We start from the raw sequence: 23169 nt of genomic DNA on the forward strand, positions 1-23169 counted from the left end.
TGGTCGGCGGATGAGCGGAGAGCTATTTCGAAGCCTTCAGCACCACGAATTTCGGATTCGCCGCCACCTGCTCGACGCCGCGGAACAGGCGCTTGAGCTTGGCATGGTAGCCAAGGTGGCGGTTGCCGACGATCCACAGCTGGCCGCCCGGCACCAGCGCTCGCTGCGCCTGCTGGAACATGCGCCAGGCGAGGAAGTCGCCGACCACCTGCTGCTGGTGGAAGGGCGGGTTGCACAGCACCAGGTCCAGCGAATCCGCCGGTTGCCCGGCGAGGCCGTCGTCGGCACGGATATCCACAGGACGGTCGCCGAGCGCGGCCTGCCAGTTCTCCCGCGCCGACTGCACGGCCATGAAGGATTCGTCGACCAGGGTGTAGCTGGCCTCGGGATTCTCCAGCGCGCTGGCGATGGCGAGGATGCCGTTGCCGCAGCCGAGGTCGGCGACCCGTGCCCGGCCGAGGTGGCGCGGCAGGTGCGGGAGGAAGGCGCGGGTGCCGATGTCCAGGCCTTCGCGGCAGAACAGGTTGGCGTGGTTGAGCAGTTCCAGGGGCGGCTGGTCGAGACGGTAGCGGGTCGGGTAGGGCGAGGCGGCCCGAGGCTTTTCCTCGACTGTGACGAACAGCAGGCGCGCCTTCTTCTCGGCGAGGGAGGCCTGCACCGGGCCGAGGTACTTCTCCAGCAGGTCGCCGGCGGCGCGTGGCAGGTGCTTGATCATCGCCCCGGCCATCACCCGCGCGCCGGGCGCCAGGTGGCCCTGCAGGCGGATCAGCTGTTCCTCCAGCAGCGCCAGGGTCTTGGGAATGCGGATCAGCACCCGGTCGAATGGCCCTTCGGCGGTCTCGCTGGCCGGGATGAAGCGCACCACGTCTTCCGCCAGGCCATTGCGCGCCAGGTTCTTGTGCAGCGCCAGGACGGCGAGGAAGGAGTCGCCGCTGCTGCTCACCCGGGCGTGACCGGCCAGGCTGGCGGCGAGGGCGCCGAAGCCATCGTTGAGCACCAGCACCCGCTCGTCGGCGCGCAGGCCGTCCTCGGCGGTCTGTTTCAGGAGGTACTCGTCGGCCGCGTCGAAGGCCTGCAGCGGGTCGTTGCGCTGGTCGGGCTGGCGGATCAGGTCGAGCTGGGCGAAGGGGCTGGTCAGAATAGGCATAGGAACTGGCGGTGTTTACCGGCTTCTCGATAGGAGAAACTAGGCGCATGGCTTTTGATAGGGAGCGGAGTATGACCGCCAGCGAAGAGAAGTTCACCCGCCAGACGCTGCAGGACGTGCAGACACTGACGCCGAGCCTGTTCACCCTGCGCACCACGCGCGACCCGGGGTTCCGCTTCCGCGCCGGGCAGTTCGCCCGTCTCGGCGTGTACAAGCCCAGCGGCAGCATCGTCTGGCGCGCCTATTCGATGGTTTCGGCGCCGCACGACGAATTCCTCGAATTCTTTTCCATCGTCGTGCCGGGCGGTGAATTCACCAGCGAGCTGAGCCGGCTGAAGGAAGGCGACCAGTTGCTGATCGACCGCCAGGCGTTCGGTTTCCTGACCCTCGACCGCTTCGTCGACGGCCGCGATCTCTGGCTGCTGGCCACCGGCACCGGGCTGGCGCCGTTCCTGTCGATCCTGCAGGACTTCGAGGTGTGGGAACGCTTCGAGACCATCAAGCTGGTCTACAGCGCACGGGAGAAGCGCGAGCTGGCCTATCTCGACCTGATCGAGGGCCTGGCGCGGCGCGACTATCTGGAGGAGTACGCGCACAAGCTGCAGTTCATCCCGGTGGTGACCCGCGAGGAAGTGCCGGGCTGCCTGCACGGGCGCATCACCACGCTGATCGAGAACGGCGAACTGGAACGTGCGGCGGGCCTGGAACTGACGCCGGAACACTCGCGGGTGATGCTCTGCGGCAACCCGCAGATGATCGAGGATACCCGCGAGATCCTGAAGCAGCGCGACATGAACCTGAGCCTGACCCGGCGGCCGGGGCAGATTGCGGTGGAGAATTATTGGTGAGGGCGGCGGCAGGCTGCAGGCTATAGGCGGCAGGCAAGAGCCGGAAGCGGAGACGCTTCATGCTCCTGGCCTGACGCCTGCCGCTTGAAACCTACCCTTGCCGCTCTTTGAGCAGGTCGCGGATCTCGGTGAGCAGTTCCTGGTCCTTGGTTGGCCCCGCCGGGGCGGCTTCTTCCTGGCGCTTGAGGCGGTTGATCGCCTTCACGCCCATGAAGATGGCGAAGGCGATGATGACGAAGTCGATGACGGTCTGAATGAATTTTCCGTAGGCCAGTACCACGGCGGGTATGTCGCCTTCGGCTGCCTTGAGGGTGATCGCCAGGTCGGAGAAGTCGACCCCGCCGATCAGCAGGCCGATGGGAGGCATGATGACATCGCCGACGAAGGACGAGACGATCTTGCCGAAAGCGGCGCCGATGATGATACCGACGGCCATGTCGACGACGTTGCCCTTGACGGCGAAGGCCTTGAACTCGCTGAGCAGACTCATGCAGGAAACTCCTTGTAACGGAAGAAAGTGGGACAGGAGGGAGTTTAGCGGCACTGCCGCCCGCTGGAAGAGCGATTTTCCCGCGCCGCAACCGTTGGGCCGCTGGCTGGCGGCGAACATGGGCCGAGTCCGGCGGGTGGTCTAGGCTGTAAGGGCAAGTCACTGGGAAAGAGGAGGACCAGCCATGCCACTCGAGCACCACCCGTTGAGCCGCGAATTCCCCGAATACAAAGCCAAGATGACGCAGCTGCACGGCAAGGACGCACATTTCACCAAACTTGCCACCAGCTATGAGGCCCTCGACAAGAGAATCTTCGAAGTCGAAGACGGCCGCGAACCGCTCGACGATCTCTCACTGAACAACCTCAAGCTCCAGCGCGTCACCCTCAAGGATGAAATCGCCGAAGTGCTCAAGCGATCCACCTGAGCATGACTGGAATCAACGGCACCAGTAGGAAGCAGGCGTAGGCTCACGTCATCTTTTTCCTATTTCCTGCTGGTGCCTTGCCATGCTGAAGAAGACTTTCTCGACCAAGCATTCCCTGCCTGACCGCAAGAAAACCGACAAGGCACAGCGCCTTGCCCAGGAAAGACTGGTGCGCCTGAAGCTCCAGTACGAACTGCTCGACCAGCGCATCGCCCGGGTCGAGGAAGGCATCGAACGCCCCGACTGCTCCATCGCCGCGCTGATCATGCGCCGGGAATCCCTCAAGCACGACATGGAGTGCCAGTTCCGCCGGCTGGCGGGCTGACTCCTCGGGACGCACCCGTATCCGGCTCCGCCGGAATTTCGCGGGCATGGCCCGCTCCTACAGGTTCGGCAACGCATTGCAGTAGGGCATAACGCGCCAGCGTTATCCGCCGCGGCCTCCACTCCCCATCATTCCCACGCTCCCCGCGTGGGAACGCATCCTCGGATGCTCTCCTGATGGGTATCGCTGCGCTCGACCCATTCTGCGATTGCCATGCAGCAACTCCGAACCTGTAGGAGCCAGCTTGCTGGCGATCAGAATTACCGGCAGCCCAGGAGTCGCCGGTTCGCGCCGCCAATCGCCAGCAAGCTGGCTCCTACGAAGAACATTCCCCGTATTAGCCGCTATCATGCGCGCTTTGTCCCGACGCGACGGAGTCCCGCCTATGGCCAAGGCCAAGCGCATGTACGGCTGCACCGAGTGCGGCGCCACCTTCCCCAAATGGGCCGGTCAGTGCGGCGAATGCGGCGCCTGGAACACCCTGGTCGAAACCATGCTCGAAAGCGCGCCCAGCGGCGCCTCCGGGCGGGGCGGCTGGGCCGGGCAGCAGGCCAACGTCAAGACCCTGGCCGAGGTCAGCGTCGAGGAAACCCCGCGCTTCAGCACCGCTTCCACCGAACTCGACCGCGTCCTCGGCGGCGGCCTGGTGGACGGTTCGGTGGTGCTGATCGGCGGCGATCCCGGCATCGGCAAGTCCACCATCCTCCTGCAGACCCTCTGCAACATCGCCGGCCGCATGCCGGCGCTGTACGTCACCGGCGAGGAATCCCAGCAGCAGGTCGCCATGCGCGCCCGCCGCCTCGGCCTGCCGGAAGACAAGCTCAAGGTCATGACCGAGACCTGCATCGAAAGCATCATCGCCACGGCGCGCCACGAGCAGCCGAAGGTGATGGTGATCGACTCGATCCAGACCATCTTCACCGAACAGCTGCAATCCGCTCCCGGCGGCGTTGCCCAGGTGCGCGAGAGCGCGGCGCTGCTGGTGCGCTTCGCCAAGCAGAGCGGCACGGCGATCTTCCTGGTCGGCCACGTCACCAAGGAGGGCGCGCTGGCCGGCCCGCGCGTGCTGGAGCACATGGTCGACACCGTGCTGTATTTCGAGGGCGAGTCCGATGGCCGTCTGCGCCTGCTGCGGGCGGTGAAGAACCGCTTCGGCGCGATCAACGAGCTGGGCGTGTTCGCCATGACCGACAAGGGCCTGAAGGAAGTCTCCAACCCCTCGGCGATCTTCCTCACCCGCGCCCAGGAATCGGTGCCGGGCAGCGTGGTGATGGCGACCTGGGAAGGCACGCGGCCGATGCTGGTGGAAGTGCAGGCGCTGGTCGATACCAGCCACCTCGGCAATCCGCGCCGGATCACCCTCGGCCTCGACCAGAACCGCCTGGCCATGCTGCTGGCGGTGCTGCACCGGCATGGCGGCATCCCGACCTACGACCAGGACGTGTTCCTCAACGTGGTGGGCGGGGTGAAGGTGCTGGAAACCGCATCCGACCTGGCGCTGATGGCGGCGGTGATCTCCAGCCTGCGCAACCGCCCGCTGGATCACCAGTTGCTGGTGTTCGGCGAGGTGGGGTTGTCCGGAGAGGTGCGCCCGGTGCCGAGCGGCCAGGAGCGCCTGAAGGAAGCCGCCAAGCACGGCTTCAAGCGCGCCATCGTGCCCAGGGGCAACGCGCCGAAGGAGGCGCCGGCGGGGCTGCAGGTGGTGGCGGTCACGCGCCTGGAGCAGGCGCTGGATGCGTTGTTCGAATAGGTGAAACCTTTCTGGCGGGTTGCACCCGCCCGACGGCGAAGCAATGCCTGTGCGTAGGGTGGATCACGCTCCACCGATCCACCACGGCTGCGCATGCGGCCCGGCAATGGTGGGTGAAAAAAGCCTCATCCACCCTACGTTTCGCTGCCCCCCGTGTCCGGGCAGGGTGGGTGAAACCCGCGGGCAATACCACGCCTCTCACTCGCCGAGATGCGCCAGCTCCTGCTCCATATGCGCGGAGTTGCCGAGATTGAGTTCGACCAGCCTGCGCAGGTGGCTGATCGAGTCGAGGTCGAGGTGGCGGCAGTTGAAGCCGAGGAATCCCTCCCGCTCCCACACCAGTTCCGCCTCCATGTAGATGTTCACGTCGAAACCGAGGTAGATGCGTACCTCGAAGGGTTGCTTCGGGTCGCCCGTCCAGCCTTCGGGGCACTGGATCAGCAGGCCCTGCAGGGAGAGGTCGTGAAGACGCACTTTCCAGCGCCTGTCGCCCTGGCAAAGCTCTGCGTTGGCGTCGAAGGCGATGCGCTGGAAGCGCCGGCGTTCGCGGTTGCTGTCGCTCATGGAGGAATTCCGAAAGGTTTCTGACTACAGCTCCACTATAGACAACGCCATGGAGCGGGCTGGTACGAACGTTCGGAGTAGCCCGGAAAATGTATCAGCCTTTCCGGGATCGCGCAGGTCGCTCGTTCCGGTTTGACAGTTCACCGCCTGTCGCCAAAGCTCCTTGTGGGTTTTCTTCACTTCAGCCACGCAGCGGGGCGAACAGCGAATGGACAAGCAACTCCTGAAGAAGAGTCTGGTGGCCTGTGTTCTGGGCCTGGGCAGCTTGGCGGCTCATGCCGACCAGGCCGGTGGGGGCGGTTGCGGTTGGGGCAACATGGTCTTCGAAGGCCAGCGCGGGCTGTTCCCGCACCTGCTGGCGACCACCACCAACGGCACCTCGGGCAACGCCACCTTCGGCCTCACTTCCGGCACCAACGGCTGCGACTCCAGCGTGCGCCTCGGCTATGGCGGGCGCTCGATCTTCGCCATGAACGGCATGCTCGACAGCATCGCCGAGGACATGGCCAAGGGTCAGGGCGACGCACTGGACGCCTACGCCGTGCTGCTCGGCATCGACGCGAAGGACCGCGCGCACTTCGCCAGGGTCACCCAGCAGCACTTCGGCGAAATCTTCGCCAGCCAGGACGCCACCGGCGAACAGGTCTTCAACAACACCCTCGCGGTCATGAGTCGCGACGAGGTGCTGGCGCGCTACGTCAAGCAGCCGGCCTGAGCAGCATCGCTCCCCTTGCAACCCGCCTTCCGGCGGGTTCTTTTTGAGCGTGCCGGAGGGTCCGGATTCAGGACGCAGCGTTCCGGCAATATGGCTGGAAGCGCTCTAGACTAACGTCGTATAAAACCCGCGCTGGAAGGAACTAGAATTTTTTCCTGCGAATTCTCGCCTTCAAAACTGTCGGAAGAGTCACTATGAACAATAACAACAGCCTGCTACGTCACCTCGCCTGGCTGGTGGTGGCGATAGTCGGTGCCTTTGCCTTGGGAGTCGTGGCACTGCGTCGCGGCGAAGCCATCAACGCCTTGTGGATAGTCGTCGCGGCGGTCGCCATCTACCTGGTCGCCTACCGCTACTACAGCCTGTTCATCGCCACCAGGGTGATGCAGCTGGACCCCAACCGGGCCACGCCCGCGATCCTCAACAACGACGGCCTGGACTACGTGCCCACCAACAAGCACGTGCTGTTCGGCCACCACTTCGCCGCCATCGCCGGCGCCGGCCCGCTGGTGGGCCCGGTGCTCGCCGCGCAGATGGGCTACCTGCCCGGTACGCTGTGGCTGATCTCCGGCGTCGTGCTCGCCGGTGCGGTGCAGGACTTCATGATCCTGTTCATCTCCAGCCGCCGCAACGGCCGCTCGCTGGGCGAGCTGGTGCGCGAGGAGATGGGCCAGGTGGCCGGCACCATCGCGCTGTTCGGCGCCTTCATGATCATGGTCATCATCCTCGCGGTGCTGGCGCTGATCGTGGTGAAGGCCCTGGCCGAAAGTCCGTGGGGCATGTTCACCGTGCTGGCGACCATCCCGATCGCGATCCTCATGGGCCTGTACATGCGCTACATCCGCCCCGGCCGCATCGGCGAGATCTCGGTGGTCGGCGTGGCGCTGCTGCTCGGCTCCATCTGGCTGGGCGGGCAGATCGCCGCGAGCCCGGAATGGGCGCCGCACTTCACCTTCACCGGCATACAGATCACCTGGATGCTGATCGCCTACGGCGGCATCGCCTCGGTGCTGCCGGTATGGCTGCTGCTGGCCCCGCGCGACTACCTGTCGACCTTCCTCAAGATCGGCACCATCGTCGCCCTGGCCATCGGCATCCTGATCGTCATGCCGGAGCTGAAAATGCCGGCGCTGACCCAGTTCACCGACGGCACCGGCCCGGTGTGGAAGGGCGCGCTGTTCCCGTTCCTGTTCATCACCATCGCCTGTGGCGCCGTCTCCGGCTTCCACGCGCTGATCTCCTCCGGCACCACGCCGAAGCTGCTCAACCGCGAGCCCGACGCCCGCTACATCGGCTACGGCGGCATGCTGATGGAGTCCTTCGTGGCGATCATGGCGATGGTCGCCGCCTCGGTGATCGAACCGGGCATCTACTTCGCCATGAACAGCCCGCCGGCGGTGGTCGGCACCGACGTCGCCACGGTGGCCGCGACCGTCAGCAGCTGGGGCTTCGCCATCACCCCGGAAGTGCTCACCCAGACCGCCCAGGACATCGGCGAAACCACCATCCTGGCCCGTGCCGGCGGCGCGCCGACCCTCGCCGTGGGCATCGCGCACATCCTTCACCAGGTGCTGCCGGGTGAGAACACCATGGCCTTCTGGTACCACTTCGCGATCCTCTTCGAGGCGCTGTTCATCCTCACCGCGGTGGACGCCGGTACCCGTGCCGGCCGCTTCATGCTGCAGGACCTGCTGGGCGGCTTCGTCCCGGTACTGAGCAAGACCGACTCCTGGGGCGCCAACATCGTCGCCACCGGCGGTTGCGTGGCCATGTGGGGCTGGCTGCTGTACCAGGGCGTGGTCGACCCGCTGGGCGGCATCAACACCCTGTGGCCGCTGTTCGGCATCTCCAACCAGATGCTCGCCGGTATCGCGCTGATGCTTGCCACCGTCGTGCTGATCAAGATGAAGCGTCAGCAGTACGTCTGGGTGACCATGCTGCCGGCCGCCTGGCTGCTGGTCTGCACCAGCGCCGCCGGCCTGATCAAGATCTTCGACAGCAACCCGGCGGTGGGCTTCGTCGCCCTCGGCCAGAAGTACGGTGCCGCGCTGGATGCCGGCCAGATACTGGCGCCGGCCAAGGACATCGGCCAGATGCAGAACGTGATGATGAACGCCTACATCAATGCCGGCCTGACCATCCTGTTCCTGCTGGTGGTGTTCAGCGTGCTGGTCTACTCGATCAAGGTCGGCGCTGCCGCCTGGAACAAGAAGGAACGTACCGACAACGAGTCGCCGTTCCAGCCGATTCCCGATGCCTGATGGAGGTGACGTATGTTCAACGACCTCAGCCGCATGGGTAAGTACCTCGGGCAGGCCGCCCGGATGCTGGTAGGCATGCCCGACTACGACACCTACGTCGAGCACATGAAGAAGACGCATCCGGACAAGCCGGTGATGACCTACGAGGAGTTCTTCCGCGAGCGCCAGGAAGCGCGCTACGGCGGCGGCAAGGGAAGACCGATTCGCTGCTGCTGAACAACGACCCGGGCTGTCGTCTTCGCGCCAGCGCGACCGGGGGCTGTCGGCAGGGATGAGGTTTTGCGACATCCTTGTCCAAGCCCGATCCGATCACCACGGGCCACGAGCGATCGCGGCCCGTTTTCATTTTCCCGAGTGGATTTCCCATGAGCGATAGCGCAACACCCGTGCAGATCCCGGTAACCGTCCTCACTGGCTTCCTCGGCGCCGGCAAGACCACCCTGCTCAGGCACATCCTCAAGGCCGAGCACGGCCTGAAGATCGCCGTGATCGAGAACGAATTCAGCGAGACCCCGATCGACGCCCAGCTGCTCGGCGACGATCCGGTGCAGGTGATGACCCTGTCCAACGGCTGCGTCTGCTGCACCATCAATACCGACCTGGAGAAGGCGCTGTTCCTCCTGCTGGAGCGGCGCGACAACGGCGAGATCGACTTCGACCGCCTGGTGATCGAATGCACCGGCCTGGCCGACCCGGCACCGGTGGCGCAGACCTTCTTCGTCGACGAGACCCTGCGCGAGCGCTACCTGCTCGACGGCATCATCACCCTGGTCGACGCAGTCAACGCCGAGCGCCATCTGCAGGAAACCATCGCCCAGGCCCAGGCCGGCTTCGGCGACCGCATCCTGGTGAGCAAGCGCGACCTGGTGGCGCCGGCGGACTACGCCGCGCTGGTCGAACGCCTGCAGCGCATCAATCGGCGCGCGGAGGTCTTCCCTGTGGATAACGGCGCCATCGACCTCGACCGCCTGCTCGACGTGCGCGGCTTCAACCTCAACGCCGAGGTCGGCCTGCGCCCGCTGCAGCCGCTGCGCCCGGCGGCGACGGTCAACGATCGCATCGCCACCATGGTCCTGCGCACCGACAGGCCGCTGGACATCGAGCGCCTCAGCCAGTTCATGGACGACCTGTTGCAATGGCACGGCAACTCCCTGCTGCGCTACAAGGGCGTGCTGAACATCGCCGGCGAAGCGCGGCGGCTGGTGTTCCAGGGCGTGCTGCGGCTGTACGGGTTCGACTGGGACACCGAGTGGCAGGACGGCGAGGTGCGTGAGAGCGTGATGGTGTTCATCGGCGATAACCTGCCGGAGGAGCAGATCCGCCAGGGCTTCGAGGCGATTACCGGGGCGTGACGGCCCCGGGGATCCAATAAACCGGCGACGTTGTAGGAGCGGGCCATGCCCGCGACCGGTCATGATGTCGGGGGCATGGCCCCCTCCTACAGGCTCTATGGGCCATTTGCCATCTCCGACAACATCCGAACACACCCCGGGAGTGCCAAAGCCCGCGCAGCCGGCTAGGCTAGGGCGGTTCCCACGCAAATGGATGTTGTAGCCATGACCTCTGAAGCCGAAACCACTTCCGCCCGGGAGCCCCTCAGCGCGGTGGAAGCCCGCATCGTCGGTTGCCTGATCGAGAAGCAGGCGACCACCCCGGAATCCTATCCGCTCACCCTCAACGCGCTGGTCACCGCCTGCAACCAGAAGACCAGCCGCGAACCGGTGATGAACCTCACCCCCGGCCAGGTCGGCCAGGCCCTGCGCCATCTCGAAGGACGCGAGCTGGTGCGCCTGCAGATGGGCAGCCGCGCCGACCGCTGGGAGCAGCGCGCCGAGAAGACCCTGGAGCTGGTCAAGCCGCAGCTGATGCTGATCGCCCTGCTGTTCCTGCGCGGACCGCAGACGCTCAACGAGCTGCTCACCCGTACCCAGCGCATGTACGAATTCGACGACACCGAGGAAGTCCGCCACCAGCTCGAACGCCTCGCTACGCGCGGCATGATCGTGCAGCTGGAGCGGCAGCCGGGGCAGCGCGAGGATCGCTACATGCACCTGCTCGGCACCGAGGAAGACCGCGCCGAAGCCATCGCCGCCAGCGCCAGCCGCAGCAGTTCCAGCGAAGGCGGCGGCGCCGTGGACGGCGGCCGCATTGCCGAACTGGAAGCGCGGGTCGCCGCCCTGGAAGAACGCCTGGCGCGGCTGGAGCAGGAGCGCGAGTGAGCGTGACATCGTTCCCACGCTCCCGCGTGGGAATGCAGTTGCCGACGATCCCGCGTCCGAATCTGACGTTCGGTGTTGGGCAATGGCGGATAACGCTTGTGGCGTTATGCGCCCTACGCGAGAGGTTCGTCGCCGTAGGAGCAACTGTCTTTTGGATTCCCGCGTTCGCGGGAAAGACGAAGTGAGGTGAGGCCTCAGCGCCCTCCCGTCATCCTCGCGAACGCGGGGATCCAATAAGCCGTGTAGGAGCGGGCCATGCCCGCGAATCGCACGCATGGCCCGCCCCTACAGTTCACTTCAGGCGCTTGCCGCCAGCATCACCGACTGCTCGTGGGCGCGCACCCTGGCCAGCGGCACCAGCACCATCAGCAGGGTCAGCACGACGATGCCGGCGATCACGCTGGCCACCAGCGGGTAGCCGCCGATCGACACCAGCAGGCCGGAAGTCGCCGGGCCCACGGCGATGCCAAGGGTGAGGAAGCTGCCGCAGGCGGCGACGATGCGGCCTTCGCGGTCCAGCGAGGCGGCCAGGCCGGTGAGGTAGGCGAGGGCGTAGAAGTAGGTCGAGGCGATCATCATCACCGCCATGGTGTACATCGGCTTGGACATCTCGCCGAGCACGTAGCCCAGGCTCACCGCGCCGCACGACAGGATGCCGACGATCACCGGCATGCTCATGCCGAAGCGCCGGCCGATCAGCGCGGCCAGCAGCGGGCCGATCAACCCGACGAAGGCCTGCAGCGAGAACAGCATGCCCAGCTCCGCGCCGTCGTAGCCGACGCGCACGCCGACCTGCTCGACGAAGGCCCAGCCCATGGTGTCGCGGGCGGAGAACAGGAAGGTCGCGAGGATCATGCAGATCGCCACGCCGGACAGCAGCTTGTTGTCCGGCATGCGCTGCGCGTGGTGCGCCTCCAGGCTCGGGCGCTGCGGCATGAACAGGATCGGCAGCAGCATCACGCACATGGTGATGGCGATCGAGTAGTACAGGCCGGACAGACCGTAGCTCGCCATGGTGTGGGCGAACACCAGCATGACCACGATCATCAGCGCGACGAACAGGATGTTCATGTGCCCGGCGACGTTGTCCGGATGTTTCGCGCTGGACACGCAGGCGTTGCCGCAGGCCAGGGCGAGGCCGGCGCCGGTGCCGGCGGCGCAGCGCAGCACGGCGAGCAGGTAGATGTCGGACACCGAGGCCGACAGCAGGTTGGCGCAGATCGCCAGCACCGCGCCGCACAGCGCGATGGTGCGGCGCGGCGCGCGGCCCATCAGCGGGGCGATGATCAGCGAGGCGAGCATGGTGAAGACGAACTCGGCGGACATCAGGAAGCCGGCCTGCGCTTCGTCGAGTTTCAGATCGTTGATTACCGCGCTGATCAGGAACGGCAGCGCGAGCAGGGCCAGCAGGCCGACCCCGTAGGCCGCGGCGAAGGCGGAGAACACCAGCTTCCAGCTTTCCGGCATGAAATCACGCAAATGCTTCATTGAACGATCCTCTGGGCGAGTGGGGTGGGCAGGCGATGACGAGCCGGATTGCACGGGGGCACTGCTCGGGAGGTGTGGCGTGTTCTTGTTGTATTCATTTCTGCCTCGCTGTTGTTGTTATCGGCCTTCGGTGGCCCGAGCGGGAAAGTGGCTTCGGGTAACACCTGGGGACAGGCAGGAGAGAGAAAGCACAGCCTGTGCCATATTACATATGAATTAATATGTTTTATGTGGTGCAGAACTCATGCATTCGCGCCGAACCCTGTAGGAGCCAGCTTGCTGGCGATCCAGGCCTTGCCGGCAAGCTGGGAGCCGCCGGTTCGCACGAAATCGCCAGCAAGCTGGCTCCTACAGATACCGAGTACGACGAACCGGCGGGTTGCACCCATTATAGGATGCCCCGCATTGGGGCGAGGAATACCCGCTTTGGGGCGTCAGGCGGCGCGGCGGCGCGGTTCGGGGCGCTCGATCAGCGCCCAGTGCGCCGAGCCTTCGCCCAGCTCCACGCTGCGGCAGCCCGCCTCGGCATGGTTCAGCGTGTGGCTGGCCAGTTCGCCGACCGGCCAGTTGGCGCTGTTGGCGGCCAGCACGCGGCCTTCCTCGGTGACGATCAGCGCCTCGTGGCTCATGCGCATCAGGCACGGGGCGAGCACCCGCTCGAAGCGGTTGAGGGCGATGTCGGCGCCGGCGATGCCGAGGAAGCGGCCGTCGACGAGGATCGGCATGGCGAAGGTGAGGATGTACATGTCCTGCCCGTAGAGGTCGATGTACGGCCCGGCGACCACCGCGTGGCCGCTCTGCTGCGGGCCGGAGAACCAGGGCATGTCGCGGTAGTCGTAGTAGCTCTCGCTGCGCCGGTTGAAGTTCAGGCTCAGCGGCACCACGCGGCCGCCCTTGCCCAGGTGGCGCCATTCCAGGTGCATGTCGCGGTCCTGCAGGGTCCCGGGCTGCAGCACCACGCCGCTGCCCTGCATGCACGAGCCGGGCTGGGTGAGGTTGTTTTCGATGAGCGGGCGCAGCGGGGCGAGATCGGCGCTGGTCATCGGCCGTCCGCCATCGGCGAGACTGGTGTGGATGCGGATCACTTCGTCCGCCAGGGTGGCGATCTGCTCGAAGATGTTACCGATTGAAACGTTGATACGTGCAGCGCATTCGTTCAGTTCGTCACGGGACAGTGGGGTATCCATCGTGAGGCCTCGCTCATTCTTGTATTGGCTTCCCAGAAAACCGGGAGCATAGGTTTCGCGTGGGGAATGAGGGGCAAGTGCTGTGCCAATCAGCTGTCTTCGACGGCAAAAAGATCCAATTTCATATCTATGAGTCTTTTTATGCCACGGCTGACATGTGCTTCGGCCAGGGCGCCGGCCAGGTTGCTGTCACCGCTGGCGATGGCCTCGGATATGGCGCGATGTTCCTGCTGGATCGCCTCGACCCCCGGCGCGCCTTCCATCGGCAGCCAGAGCAGTTCGCCGATCTCCGCCTGCAGGCGGATTTCCGCATGGGTCAGGCGGATCGACTGCGAGGCCACGGCGATCTCGATATGGAAGCGCGCATCGGCGCGGCGGCGCTCGTGGCGGCTGCCGGCCTCGCCGAGGGCGGCGATGTAGCGCTGGAAATGCTGGTGGTGTTCCTTCGATGCACGGCGCGCCGCCAGCCGCGCGGCGGCGCCGGAAATCGCCATGTGCTCGTCGCAGAGGTCGCGCAGGTCGGTGGTGCTGAGTTCTTCCAGGCGCGCGAGGAGGATTTCCTCGGGCATCTCGACGATGGTGCAGACGAAGCTGCCGCCGTTGCGCCCGCGCCGGGTCTCGATGGCGCCGCGCTGGCGCAGGTAGGCGAGGGCTTCGCGCAGGGTCACGGTGGCGACGCCGAACTGCATGGCCAGCTCGGTCTCGCTGGGCAATTGCTGGCCTTCCGCGAACAGGCCGAGGTCGATCGCTTCCATCAGGCGGCGCACCACCTCTTCCGTGCGGCCTTCCTGGCGCAGGCGGATGAAGGAGCCGTGGGGCGTGTGGGATCTTCCATTCATGCTGTATGCGGTCGAAGACGCGCGTCCCGCTGGCGGATGACGCTGCGCTCCTGCCCGGTCTCCTGAAGCGGCGGTGGTCTGGGAAAGGAATTTATCAGAGTCGATACTGCATAACCTCATGATCAGAGTTCAAGGGATAGAAGGGGGTATTGCTTTGGTGGACCATTGAAGAAGTGGGCCATTCGATCGCCAGCAAGCAGGCTCCCGCGGTCAGCGCAGCGCCGAACCCGTAGGAACCATCTTGCTGGCGATCGTCATTTCCCTAGAACGGATACGCCAGCGTCGGCATCCACTTCTGCCAGATCGCCCGCAGCTCGCCGGTGGCCTTGGCCGCCGCCAGGGCGGTGTTGACCAGGTCGAGCCATTGCGGATCGTCCTTCTTCACCGCGATGCCCCACTCGTTGTGGGTCGGCACGCTGAAGCCAATGGCCAGGTCGGCTTCCTCGGCCAGCGGCACCAGCGCCACGTCGTCGTCGACGAAGGCGTCGATCCGGCCTTCGCGCAGCGCCCGCACCATGTCGCCGAGCACGTCGTCCGAATCGCCGCCGAAGGGCACGCGGATGGCGCCGTCGAAGGTTTCCGCCAGGGCCATGTTGAGGCTGTTGGCGATCGCGCCGACGCGCTTGCCGGCCAGGTCCGCCGGGCTGCGCACTGGACTGCCGCGCAGGACCATCACCGCCTCGTCGAACACCGCGTAGGGCTCGGTGAAGTCGGCGAGGGTCTTGCGGTAGGCGGAGATGCCCTGGCCGCAGAGCAGCAGGTCGGCGTCGCCGGCCTGCAGGGCGGGGTAGAAGTCCGCCCAGTTGCGGTAGACGAACTCGGTCTGGCGGCCGAGCAGCCGGCCGAGCAGGCGGGCGACGTCGGATTCGTAGCCGTGCCGGTAGCCGGCGGCGTCCTTCCAGAACAGCGGCGGCGCGGGCAGGTCGGCGCAGAGCACGCGGAGAACGGTCTGGCTCATGGCAGGTACTCCATGTACATCTTGCTTTCCCATTCGGTGACCACCGAGCAGAAGCGCGCCCACTCGTCCGCCTTCAGGTCGCGGTAGAGGTCGGCCATGGCCGGCGGCAGCGCGCCACGCACCACGCTGTCCTCGTCGAAGGCCTGCACCGCCTCGCCGAGGGTCAGCGGCATGCGGCTGTTCTCGCGGGCCGCGGGGATGCTGTCGCTGTTGTCCGGCGCGCCGGGGTCTATGCGGTTTTCCAGGCCGTCGCGGATCGCCGCCAGCAGCAGGGTGTGCGACAGGTAGGGGTTCACGCTGGCGTCGGGCAGCTTGTATTCCAGGCGGCCGTTGGCGGACAGGCGCACGGTGCAGGTCTTGTTGTCCATGCCCCAGTTCAGGCGGTTCGGCGCGAACAGGCCGGCGTCCCAGAAGCGCTTGTAGGAGTTCACCGTGGAAGCCATCACCAGCATCGAGCCGGGCGCGTGGGCGAGCAGGCCGCCGAGCGCGTGGCGACCGGTCTCGGTCAGGTGCAGGTCGCGGCGGCCGGCTTCCTCGATGACGTTCTCGTCGCCGCGCCACAGGCTGAAGTTGTGGTGGCAGCCGCTGCCCATGCTGCCGGTGCTCGGCTTGGGCATGAAGCTGGCGCGCACGCCGAATTCGTTGGCGACCTGGCGGCAGATCAGGCGGTAGGTGATCAGGCGGTCGGCGGTCAGTTCGCAGGAATCGAACATCCAGTTCAGTTCCAGCTGGCCCGGGTCCTCGTAGTCACCCTCGATCATGTCCAGGCCCATGGCGCTGGCGTACTGCATCACGCGCTGGAAGATCGGCCGCATGGTTTCCAGGTTGCCGAGGTGGTAGGCGGGGCTGGCGCCCGGGCGCACCTTCACTTCCAGCTTGTCGCCGAACCAGGTCATCTCCGGTTCGCAGCCGGTCTTCAGGCGCAGGCCGGTGTCCTCGATGAACGCCTTGTGGGTGTCGATCAGCAGGCTGCGCGGATCGGTGGCGAGCACCTGGCCGCCGACTTCCGGGCGATGCTCCGGCTCGTAGAGGCGGCAGAAGAAGGCGCCGATGGAGCGGTCCCAGGGCAGCACGTTGAAGCTGCCGGCATCCGGCAGCGCGGTGAATTCCGCGGCCTGCGCGCCGCCGCCGAGCAGCACGCCGGCGCGGGTGCTCTGCAGGTCGGAAAGCGCGGTGCGGTGGAACTGCACGCCCTTCTCCAGGTTGCGCAGCAGATGCTTGGCCGGCACCACCTTGGCGATCACCCGTCCGCTGAGGGTGACGACCTGGTAGTAGACGTATTCCACGCCGGAGTCCTTGATGCGGGCGCTGAGTTCCTGGGCGACTGCGGAGCTGGTGTTGTGTTCTTTATGAAGATCTAACGCGGTCATTCGGGTTCTCCTCCAGCACCGGCATGGCAAGGCGATGCTGCGGTTCGTTGGTTGTTTTTATTTATTTAGATGAACACTGGTTTAATAGTTTTTATTTCGAAGCAAAAAAGACCTCGCGGTGATGGTGCGGTGCAGAGGGTTCAGTGGGTGGGCGTTTCGCCGCTGCGGAACAGCTGCGCGGCCCAGCGGGCGATGGGCGAGCTGTCCACCGGCGTATCCAGGGATTGGTTGGCCTGTGCGGCGACGTCTCCCGGAATCATGCGGCCGCCGTAGCGGTCCAGCAGGGCCTGGACATAGGCCGCGCTGAATTCCGGGTGGTACTGCACCGACAGCGCCGGGAACTGGTAGGCCAGCACGCCGTTCGGGCAGTGCGGCGAGCCGCCGAGCACCTCGGCCTGGGGCGGCACGGAGGTGACCTGGTCCTGGTGGAAGATGAACACCGGCGCGTCCTGCAGCACGGGCGAGCCGTAGCGGTACTTCTCCGCGCCGACGCCCCAGCCCTGCTCGGCCCTGGTGGTCTGCCCGGCGAAGGCGTCGGCCATGATCTGGTGGCCGAAGCAGATGCCGAACACCGGCTTGCGCAGGTCCCGCAGGCGCTGCAGGAAGGCGACCAGGTCCTGCATCCACTCGCTGTTTTCATAGCTGCTGTGGCGCGAGCCGCTGAGCAGGTAGCCGTCGTATTCCCGCGGATCGGGCAGCGCTTCGCCGCTGACCGGCGAGACACAGGCGAAGCTCGCTTCCGGCAATGCCGGCGCGATCCAGCGCTCGATCATCTGCGGGTAGGAGCCGAAGCGCTCACGCAGGTCGTCCGGCACCAGGCCGTTCTCGATGATGCACAGGCGCAGCGGTTTATCGGATTGCACGCTCATCTTTTTTCTCCGGAACGCTCAGATCGCGCCGAGGATCTGTCGGGTCCAGGCCAGCGCCACGTCGCCGGGCAGTTCGCCGCTGGAGGCGTCGTGCAGGCCGCGCTCGCCCACCTGTTCGGCACCCAGTTCGCAGAGCTTGTCGGCGATGATCTGGCTGCCGTTGTTGTAAGTATCGTAGAAGCTGTCGCCGAGGCCGAAGGCGGCGAAGCGCAGGCCGCAGAGGTCGGGGCGGCGCTGCTCCAGGCTATTGAAGAACGGCTGCGCGCTGTTCGGCAGCTCGCCGTCGCCGTAGGTCGAGCAGACGATGATGTGGAAGTCGTCGGCGCTCAGCTGGTCGGCATCGAAGCGCGACATGTCGTGCACGCTGGTCTCGTAGTCGTTGCCGAGGGCGTCGCGGATGTCGTCGGCGACCATCTCCGCGTTGCCGGTCTCGGTGCCGTACAGAACGATCATTTTCATGGCTGTCTCCGTTCTCTTCTAAGGAGAGCTATTGGCTCTGGGCGATGGCGAGCATGTCGCGGCGGTCGCCGATCTTGCGGCGCACCCGCCCGGGCGCCGCGCGCTGTTGTTCCGCCGCGTCGATCAGCTTCCAGCCGGCGTAGGGCACGCACTGCGCGCGGATGGTCTCGGGCAGCGCCAGCAGGCCGGGCTTGCCGGTGGCCAGCTGGTCGTGCTCGACGGCGGCGATGATGGCGTCGGCGACCAGGCGGGCGTCGGCGCGGTTCTCCGGGATGGTCCCGCGCGGACCGCGCTTGAACCAGCCGACGCAGTACAGCCCGTCGTCCAGCCGGCCCTGTTCGAGATCGGCCCGCGCGCTGACCAGCTCGTCGCGGCGCAGCGCGGCGCCGTCGTGTTCGGTGAAGCCGATGGCGGTGATCACGCTGTCGGCCTCGATGCGCAGCTCGCGGCCATCGTCGGCGTTGCGCAAGCGGATCGCCTCGACCCGCTGCTGTCCCTCGATCGCCTCGGGAATCCAGCCGAAATGGAAGGTCACCTGCTTACCGATGGCGTCGCGGCTGGCTTCCTGCAGGTCGAGCAGCACGTCCAGGCGCGCGGCCTCCGCGGTGCTGAGCGGCGTGACCGACTGCGGCAGGTCCTCGACCCGGAAGCGCACCTGCGCCAGCTTGCCCAGCTCGCGCAGCATCACCGGGTCGAACTTGCCCTGCGCAGCCGGCGAGCGGCCGACGATATCGATGCGCTCGACGCCCTCGGCGAGCAGGGCGGCCAGCGGCTCCTCGGCGATGTCCGAGCCGTCGAAATCGGCGGCGGACTTGGCCAGCAGGCGGAGAATGTCGATGGCCACGTTGCCGTTGCCGACTATGGTCACCCGCTTGCCGAGGCGCGGGGCGAAGCCCTGTTCGTCGGGGTGGGCGTTCCACAGGCGGGTCAGGCGGCCGGAGCGGTGCACGCCGTCCAGCTGCTCGCCGGGCACGCCCAGCGCGCGGTCGCCGTAGAGGCCGGTGGCGAGCACCACCAGGTCGAAGGCGCCGCGCAGCTCGTCCAGCGACAGGTCGCGGCCGATCTCCAGGTTGCCGAGGAACTGGATGCCTTCGCGTTCGAACAGCCGCTCGAACTGCCGGCTGACCGCCTTGGTGCCCTGGTGATCCGGCGCCACGCCGTAGCGCACCAGGCCGAAGGGCGCGGGCAGGCGGTCGAGCAGGGCGATCTGCGCGTCCGCCCACTGCTTGCGCAGGGCCTGGGCCAGGTAGCAGCCGGCCGGCCCGCTGCCGACGATGGCGATGCTCGGCGCGTTCATGCCCGCGGCACCGCGTCGAAGGCGATCGGCAGACGCGTGGCGCCGGTGTTGCCGCTGTCCGGCAGCCATTCCGGCTCGCCGTCGTAGGCCGGGTTCTTCATGCGCTGGGCGAGCAGGGCGAGGGCGGCGGTCATGTCGCCGCGAGCGATGAAGTGACCGATGCAGTGGTGCGCCCCGGCGCCGAAGCCGAAGTGCGGCTGGCGCTTGGCGGTGATGTCGAAGCCGGGATTCTCGAACACCCGCGGATCGGTGCCGGCGGCCTGGCTGAACAGGTGCACGGTGGTGCCCCGCTTGATCTGCAGGCCCTGGAACTCGAAGTCCTCCAGCGCCTCGCGGGTCACCCAGGTGACGGTCGGACGCACGCGCATTACTTCCTCCACCGCGGCGCGGGCCAGCTCGGGATCGTCGCCAAGCAGCGTCCACTGCTGCGGATGCTGGAGGAAGGTGTCCATCGCCAGGCTGATCTGGTTCCGCGTGGTGTCGATGCCGCCGAAGATCGCCAGGACGATCATGTCGTACAGCTCCTGCTCGCTCAGCGTGCCCTCGTCGCTGGCGCGCACCAGGTTGCTGAGGAAGTCCTCGCCCAGCCCGTTGCGCCGCGCCGCCTCGACCGCCTGCCGGGCGTAGCCGAACAGCTTGTCGGTGGCGGCATTGATCCGCGCCTCGTCGCGCTTGAAGGTCACGCCGAGTGCTAGGCCCATTTCCACCGCCAGATCGGCCAGCCCGCGCCATTCGCTGCGCGGCAGGTCGAGCAGCAGGCAGATCACCTGGGTCGCGTAGGGCTCGGCGAAGGCCGAGACGAACTCGCACTTGCCGTCGGCGATGAAGTCGTCGATCAGCTCGTTGGCGATCTTCTGGAATTCCGGCATCAGCTGCTTCACCAGCTTCGGCGAGAACGCCGGGTTGGCCAGCCGGCGCAGCCGCGAATGGTCGGCGCCTTCCTTGCTCAGCAGCATGCGCATCCACCAGTCGGCGAAGCTGCCGGTGGCGTTGTTGTGCGCCGGCCAGGCGTAGCTGCCCTGGCGCAGGCGCTGGTCGCGCAGCAGCTTGTTCACCTCGTCGTAACGCAGCACGGCGATGCCGTAGGGCGTGCGGGCGAACCAGCTCTGCTCGCGCGCCTGCATCACCGCGGCGGAGCGCATGGAGAAGGTCGGGTCGCTGACATCCAGGTAGGGAGCGGCTTCCAGGGTGGTCGGGAGACTGGCGGACATGCGGATTCCTCCGGTTCTTCGGCGCCTGGCGGCATCTCGGCCACGGGCGCGATTCGTTGTTCTTGTTGCGGCTGATGCCGTCGCCTGTGTGGGACCCGAACCGGAATTGGCCGGTGGGGAGTGGTTTTCAATTTAAAATATGGTTTTATATTTTTCAAAGGAAATTTTCAGTCCCGTGACTCACCCCTGTAGGAGCGGGCCATGCCCGCGACCTTCATGGCACCGGATCATGGTCGCGGGCATGGCCCGCTCCTACGGGAAACATTCAGGAGAAATGGATATGCCCAGAACCCGCACCATCGCCATCCGCCACGCCGAGGGCGACGTCGCCGGCTGCCTGCCGGAGCTGTTCGCCGAGCAGGGCATCGAGCTGGAACTGCGAACGGTGGGCGACTCGTTGCCGGCGCCGAATGAAATGGAAATGCTGGTCGTGCTCGGCAGCCCCGAATCCGCCTACGACCACCGCGTGCCCTGGCTCGGTGAGGAACTGGCCTGGCTGAAGGCGGTGCAGGCGCATGGTGTGCCCACCCTCGGCATCTGCTTCGGCAGCCAGCTATTGGCGCGGGCGCTGGGCGGCGAGGTGTACCGCAACCGCACGGCGGAAATCGGCTGGATGCGGATCGATACGCCGGAGGAAGACTGGCTGCACCGGGGGCCGTGGCTGAACTTCCACTTCGATGCCTTCACTCCGCCGCCGGGAGCCACCTTGCTGGGACGCACCGATCTTGCGCCGCAGGCCTATCGGCATGGCCGTTCGCTGGGTGTGCAATTCCATCCGGAGATCACTACCGAGATGTTCGATACCTGGACGGCGTATTGGCGTGACAGCGAGGAAGGACAGCGTTTCCTGGCCGGGGCGGGGGACCTGCCGGAGCGGATTCGCGCGGAGATCGCCGAGCGGGAAGCCGGCAATCGCGACAATTGCCGGGCGTTGGTGGGGGATTTTTTGCGTTGGGCGAATGGCGGATAACGCCTGTGGCGTTATGCGCCCTACCCGAAATGCCGCGCCCGGACTGTAGGAGCGGGCCATGCCCGCGAGTCGCACGCATGGCGTGCTCCTACAGGGAGCGTTTCGCAGGGATCAGAAGATGTAATCCGTCGTCAGGAAATTCGATTCCCGGTTGCGGATGATCTCGCTGACCAGTTCCTTGTTGTCGTCCTGGAATTTGGTCGCCACCAGTGTGCGGATGGAGAACACCCGCAGCGCGTCGTGCACGGAGAGGGTGCCTTCCGCCGAGTTCTTGCGGCCGTTGAAGGGGAAGGTATCCGGGCCGCGCTGGCATTGGGCGTTGATGTTGATCCGGCCGACCTGGTTGACGAAGGCGTCCACCAGCCGGCCGACCTGCGCCGGGTCGTTGCCGAAGATGCTCAGCTGCTGGCCGTAGTCGGAGCGCAGCACGTAGTCGATCACCTCGCCGAGGTCGCGGTAGGGCACCACCGGGATCAGCGGGCCGAACTGTTCTTCCTGGTACACCCGCATGTCCGGGCGCACCGGGCTGAGCACGGCCGGGTAGAAGAAGCTGGCGCGATGGGCGCCGCCGCCCGGGTTGATCACTTTCGCGCCCTTGGCGAGCGCGTCCTGCAGCAGGCCGTTGAGGTAGTCGACCTTGCCCGCTTCCGGCAGCGGGGTCAGGGCCACGCCCGGTTCCCAGGGCATGCCCGGCTTGAGCGCGGCGAGCCTGGCGCTGAACTTGTCGAGGAACGGCTGCAGCACGTCGTCATGCACGAAGAGGATCTTCAGCGCGGTGCAGCGCTGGCCGTTGAAGGAGAGGGCGCCGGTGATGGCTTCGCTGACCGCGTTGTCCAGATCGACCTGGGGCAGGACGATGCCGGGATTCTTCGCGTCCAGGCCGAGGGCGGCGCGCAGGCGGTGCGGGCGCGGGTGGAGCTTCTTCAGGTCGCTGGCGCCGGAGTGGGTGCCGATGAAGGCGAACACGTCGATCCGGCCGCTGGCCATCAGCGCGCTGACCGTCTCGCGGCCCTTGCCGTAGATGATGTTGATGACGCCCGGCGGGAAGCTGTCGCGGAACGCCTCCAGCAGCGGGCGGATCAGCAGCACGCCGAACTTGGCCGGCTTGAACACCACGGTGTTGCCCATGATCAGCGCCGGGATCAGCGTGGTGAAGGTCTCGTTCAGCGGGTAGTTGTAGGGGCCCATGCACAGCGCCACGCCCAGCGGCACGCGGCGGATCTGGCCGAGGGTGCCCTGTTCCAGCTCGAAGCGGCTGGAGCGGCGGTCCAGTTCCTTGAGCGCCTCGATGGTGTCGACGATGTAGTCGCAGGTGCGGTCGAACTCCTTCTCGGAGTCCTTGAGGTTCTTGCCGATCTCCCACATCAGCAGCTTGACCACCGCCTCGCGCTGTTCGCGCATGCGCGCGAGGAAGGTCTCGACATGCTGGATGCGCTCGGCCACCCGCAGCGTCGGCCACAGGCCCTGGCCATGGTCGTAGGCCTGCACCGCCGCATCGAGGGCGGCCAGCGCGGCGTCGGCGTCGAGCAGCGGAGTGCTGCCGAGGATCACCTGTTCGTCGCCCTTGTCCCCGGCCAGGAACACTGGGCTGCGCACCGGCGCCAGCGGGCCGTCCCAGCGCAGCAGCTGGCCGTTCAGCAGGTACTCGCGCTGCTCGATGGGCGCGCCCGGACGGTACTGCTCGGGGATGTCGGCGAGGGTGGGGAAGAGCTGGTCGAGATTGTTCTTGTCGTGCATTGCCAATTCCTCTGGAGCGGGTGGATCAGGGGAAAGCT

23 protein-coding genes are annotated in these 23169 nt (G+C 66.3%); 10 read left to right on the forward strand and 13 right to left on the reverse strand.

Annotated features, from left to right (window positions below):
- Positions 1 to 22 precede the first annotated feature (22 nt).
- Positions 23 to 1147 (reverse strand): methyltransferase, encoded by a 1125-nt coding sequence (locus BLR75_RS11920; RefSeq protein WP_084312459.1) that lies wholly within the window; start codon positions 1145 to 1147, stop codon positions 23 to 25.
- Between the two features lie 71 nt (positions 1148 to 1218).
- Here BLR75_RS11920 and BLR75_RS11925 point away from each other — a divergent pair, with 71 nt between their 5' ends.
- Positions 1219 to 1995 carry a ferredoxin--NADP reductase gene (locus BLR75_RS11925; protein WP_084312461.1) on the forward strand — a complete coding sequence of 259 codons (777 nt, stop codon included), beginning with the start codon at positions 1219 to 1221 and terminating at the stop codon, positions 1993 to 1995.
- Positions 1996 to 2086: 91 nt separating this feature from the next.
- On the opposite strand, the gene mscL is transcribed toward BLR75_RS11925, so the two are convergent.
- Complete coding sequence (mscL, locus tag BLR75_RS11930) at positions 2087 to 2485, reverse strand: large-conductance mechanosensitive channel protein MscL (protein WP_084312463.1); 399 nt, start codon at positions 2483 to 2485, stop codon at positions 2087 to 2089.
- 184 nt (positions 2486 to 2669) lie between these two features.
- Here mscL and BLR75_RS11935 point away from each other — a divergent pair, with 184 nt between their 5' ends.
- The 3 genes from BLR75_RS11935 (at position 2670) to radA (ending at position 4987) form a co-directional block, all read left to right on the forward strand.
- Entirely contained in the window at positions 2670 to 2912 is a 243-nt protein-coding gene (locus tag BLR75_RS11935; protein WP_084312464.1) for an HP1242/YdcH family protein, read from the forward strand.
- A gap of 82 nt (positions 2913 to 2994) precedes the next feature.
- Positions 2995 to 3237: a hypothetical protein gene (locus BLR75_RS11940; RefSeq protein WP_090416060.1), complete on the forward strand. Its 243-nt coding sequence runs from the start codon at positions 2995 to 2997 to the stop codon at positions 3235 to 3237.
- Between the two features lie 385 nt (positions 3238 to 3622).
- Entirely contained in the window at positions 3623 to 4987 is a 1365-nt protein-coding gene (gene radA / locus BLR75_RS11945; RefSeq protein WP_084312466.1) for a DNA repair protein RadA, read from the forward strand.
- A gap of 198 nt (positions 4988 to 5185) precedes the next feature.
- On the opposite strand, the gene BLR75_RS11950 is transcribed toward radA, so the two are convergent.
- Positions 5186 to 5551, reverse strand: coding sequence for a PilZ domain-containing protein (locus BLR75_RS11950; protein ID WP_084312468.1), 366 nt, complete (start codon positions 5549 to 5551; stop codon positions 5186 to 5188).
- 208 nt (positions 5552 to 5759) lie between these two features.
- Here BLR75_RS11950 and BLR75_RS11955 point away from each other — a divergent pair, with 208 nt between their 5' ends.
- The 5 genes from BLR75_RS11955 (at position 5760) to BLR75_RS11975 (ending at position 10746) form a co-directional block, all read left to right on the forward strand.
- The gene (locus BLR75_RS11955; RefSeq protein WP_084312470.1) at positions 5760 to 6266 is read left to right on the forward strand and encodes a DUF3015 domain-containing protein; all 507 of its coding nucleotides are present in this window, start codon (positions 5760 to 5762) and stop codon (positions 6264 to 6266) included.
- A 194-nt stretch (positions 6267 to 6460) separates the two neighbouring features.
- Positions 6461 to 8527 (forward strand): carbon starvation CstA family protein, encoded by a 2067-nt coding sequence (locus BLR75_RS11960; RefSeq protein ID WP_084312472.1) that lies wholly within the window; start codon positions 6461 to 6463, stop codon positions 8525 to 8527.
- Between the two features lie 12 nt (positions 8528 to 8539).
- Complete coding sequence (locus BLR75_RS11965; protein ID WP_084312474.1) at positions 8540 to 8743, forward strand: YbdD/YjiX family protein; 204 nt, start codon at positions 8540 to 8542, stop codon at positions 8741 to 8743.
- A 149-nt stretch (positions 8744 to 8892) separates the two neighbouring features.
- The gene (yjiA, locus tag BLR75_RS11970; RefSeq protein ID WP_084312476.1) at positions 8893 to 9879 is read left to right on the forward strand and encodes a GTPase; all 987 of its coding nucleotides are present in this window, start codon (positions 8893 to 8895) and stop codon (positions 9877 to 9879) included.
- Between the two features lie 204 nt (positions 9880 to 10083).
- Positions 10084 to 10746, forward strand: coding sequence for a YceH family protein (locus BLR75_RS11975; RefSeq protein WP_084312478.1), 663 nt, complete (start codon positions 10084 to 10086; stop codon positions 10744 to 10746).
- Between the two features lie 297 nt (positions 10747 to 11043).
- On the opposite strand, the gene BLR75_RS11980 is transcribed toward BLR75_RS11975, so the two are convergent.
- From BLR75_RS11980 to BLR75_RS12020, 9 genes are all read right to left on the reverse strand, one after another.
- Positions 11044 to 12234: an MFS transporter gene (locus BLR75_RS11980; RefSeq protein WP_084312480.1), complete on the reverse strand. Its 1191-nt coding sequence runs from the start codon at positions 12232 to 12234 to the stop codon at positions 11044 to 11046.
- 434 nt (positions 12235 to 12668) lie between these two features.
- Entirely contained in the window at positions 12669 to 13421 is a 753-nt protein-coding gene (locus BLR75_RS11985; RefSeq protein ID WP_084312482.1) for a cache domain-containing protein, read from the reverse strand.
- Between the two features lie 89 nt (positions 13422 to 13510).
- A complete protein-coding gene (locus BLR75_RS11990) occupies positions 13511 to 14260 on the reverse strand; it encodes a FadR/GntR family transcriptional regulator (protein WP_084312484.1) in 750 nt (249 codons plus the stop codon).
- A gap of 262 nt (positions 14261 to 14522) precedes the next feature.
- Positions 14523 to 15218 (reverse strand): substrate-binding periplasmic protein, encoded by a 696-nt coding sequence (locus BLR75_RS11995; protein ID WP_084312486.1) that lies wholly within the window; start codon positions 15216 to 15218, stop codon positions 14523 to 14525.
- On the reverse strand, positions 15215 to 16588 hold the full coding sequence (locus BLR75_RS12000; RefSeq protein ID WP_084312488.1) for a glutamine synthetase family protein: 1374 nt from the start codon (positions 16586 to 16588) through the stop codon (positions 15215 to 15217). Before BLR75_RS12000 ends, BLR75_RS11995 begins: the two co-directional genes overlap by 4 nt.
- A 140-nt stretch (positions 16589 to 16728) precedes the next feature.
- A complete protein-coding gene (locus tag BLR75_RS12005; protein ID WP_169720264.1) occupies positions 16729 to 17457 on the reverse strand; it encodes a type 1 glutamine amidotransferase in 729 nt (242 codons plus the stop codon).
- Positions 17458 to 17475: 18 nt separating this feature from the next.
- Positions 17476 to 17916 (reverse strand): flavodoxin domain-containing protein, encoded by a 441-nt coding sequence (locus BLR75_RS12010; protein WP_084312489.1) that lies wholly within the window; start codon positions 17914 to 17916, stop codon positions 17476 to 17478.
- A 28-nt stretch (positions 17917 to 17944) separates the two neighbouring features.
- Positions 17945 to 19213, reverse strand: a complete 1269-nt coding sequence (locus tag BLR75_RS12015) for an FAD-dependent oxidoreductase (RefSeq protein ID WP_084312491.1) — start codon at positions 19211 to 19213, stop codon at positions 17945 to 17947.
- On the reverse strand, positions 19210 to 20424 hold the full coding sequence (locus BLR75_RS12020) for a cytochrome P450 (protein WP_084312493.1): 1215 nt from the start codon (positions 20422 to 20424) through the stop codon (positions 19210 to 19212). Before BLR75_RS12020 ends, BLR75_RS12015 begins: the two co-directional genes overlap by 4 nt.
- Before the next feature lie 280 nt (positions 20425 to 20704).
- On the opposite strand from BLR75_RS12020, the gene BLR75_RS12025 reads away from it, so the two are divergent.
- Positions 20705 to 21394, forward strand: coding sequence for a type 1 glutamine amidotransferase (locus tag BLR75_RS12025; protein ID WP_084312495.1), 690 nt, complete (start codon positions 20705 to 20707; stop codon positions 21392 to 21394).
- Between the two features lie 111 nt (positions 21395 to 21505).
- Here the strand turns inward: BLR75_RS12025 and BLR75_RS12030 are convergent, their stop codons facing one another.
- Positions 21506 to 23131 (reverse strand): NADP-dependent glyceraldehyde-3-phosphate dehydrogenase, encoded by a 1626-nt coding sequence (locus BLR75_RS12030; protein WP_084312497.1) that lies wholly within the window; start codon positions 23129 to 23131, stop codon positions 21506 to 21508.
- Positions 23132 to 23169: the final 38 nt, after the last annotated feature.

This window comes from Pseudomonas jinjuensis, assembly GCF_900103845.1.
GTDB classification, from domain to species: domain Bacteria; phylum Pseudomonadota; class Gammaproteobacteria; order Pseudomonadales; family Pseudomonadaceae; genus Pseudomonas; species Pseudomonas jinjuensis.

Coding starts and splice junctions, on each gene's coding strand:
- BLR75_RS12025 (WP_084312495.1), top strand. CDS start 20,705: ATGCCCAGAACCCGCACCATCGCCATCCGCCACGCCGAGGGCGACGTC.
- BLR75_RS11925 (WP_084312461.1), top strand. CDS start 1,219: ATGACCGCCAGCGAAGAGAAGTTCACCCGCCAGACGCTGCAGGACGTG.
- BLR75_RS12030 (WP_084312497.1), bottom strand. CDS start 23,131: ATGCACGACAAGAACAATCTCGACCAGCTCTTCCCCACCCTCGCCGAC.
- BLR75_RS11980 (WP_084312480.1), bottom strand. CDS start 12,234: ATGAAGCATTTGCGTGATTTCATGCCGGAAAGCTGGAAGCTGGTGTTC.
- radA (WP_084312466.1), top strand. CDS start 3,623: ATGGCCAAGGCCAAGCGCATGTACGGCTGCACCGAGTGCGGCGCCACC.
- BLR75_RS11940 (WP_090416060.1), top strand. CDS start 2,995: ATGCTGAAGAAGACTTTCTCGACCAAGCATTCCCTGCCTGACCGCAAG.
- BLR75_RS12020 (WP_084312493.1), bottom strand. CDS start 20,424: ATGTCCGCCAGTCTCCCGACCACCCTGGAAGCCGCTCCCTACCTGGAT.
- BLR75_RS11990 (WP_084312484.1), bottom strand. CDS start 14,260: ATGAATGGAAGATCCCACACGCCCCACGGCTCCTTCATCCGCCTGCGC.
- BLR75_RS12000 (WP_084312488.1), bottom strand. CDS start 16,588: ATGACCGCGTTAGATCTTCATAAAGAACACAACACCAGCTCCGCAGTC.
- BLR75_RS11935 (WP_084312464.1), top strand. CDS start 2,670: ATGCCACTCGAGCACCACCCGTTGAGCCGCGAATTCCCCGAATACAAA.
- BLR75_RS11975 (WP_084312478.1), top strand. CDS start 10,084: ATGACCTCTGAAGCCGAAACCACTTCCGCCCGGGAGCCCCTCAGCGCG.
- BLR75_RS12010 (WP_084312489.1), bottom strand. CDS start 17,916: ATGAAAATGATCGTTCTGTACGGCACCGAGACCGGCAACGCGGAGATG.
- BLR75_RS11955 (WP_084312470.1), top strand. CDS start 5,760: ATGGACAAGCAACTCCTGAAGAAGAGTCTGGTGGCCTGTGTTCTGGGC.
- BLR75_RS11985 (WP_084312482.1), bottom strand. CDS start 13,421: ATGGATACCCCACTGTCCCGTGACGAACTGAACGAATGCGCTGCACGT.
- BLR75_RS12005 (WP_169720264.1), bottom strand. CDS start 17,457: ATGAGCGTGCAATCCGATAAACCGCTGCGCCTGTGCATCATCGAGAAC.
- BLR75_RS11950 (WP_084312468.1), bottom strand. CDS start 5,551: ATGAGCGACAGCAACCGCGAACGCCGGCGCTTCCAGCGCATCGCCTTC.
- yjiA (WP_084312476.1), top strand. CDS start 8,893: ATGAGCGATAGCGCAACACCCGTGCAGATCCCGGTAACCGTCCTCACT.
- BLR75_RS11995 (WP_084312486.1), bottom strand. CDS start 15,218: ATGAGCCAGACCGTTCTCCGCGTGCTCTGCGCCGACCTGCCCGCGCCG.
- BLR75_RS12015 (WP_084312491.1), bottom strand. CDS start 19,213: ATGAACGCGCCGAGCATCGCCATCGTCGGCAGCGGGCCGGCCGGCTGC.
- mscL (WP_084312463.1), bottom strand. CDS start 2,485: ATGAGTCTGCTCAGCGAGTTCAAGGCCTTCGCCGTCAAGGGCAACGTC.
- BLR75_RS11965 (WP_084312474.1), top strand. CDS start 8,540: ATGTTCAACGACCTCAGCCGCATGGGTAAGTACCTCGGGCAGGCCGCC.
- BLR75_RS11960 (WP_084312472.1), top strand. CDS start 6,461: ATGAACAATAACAACAGCCTGCTACGTCACCTCGCCTGGCTGGTGGTG.
- BLR75_RS11920 (WP_084312459.1), bottom strand. CDS start 1,147: ATGCCTATTCTGACCAGCCCCTTCGCCCAGCTCGACCTGATCCGCCAG.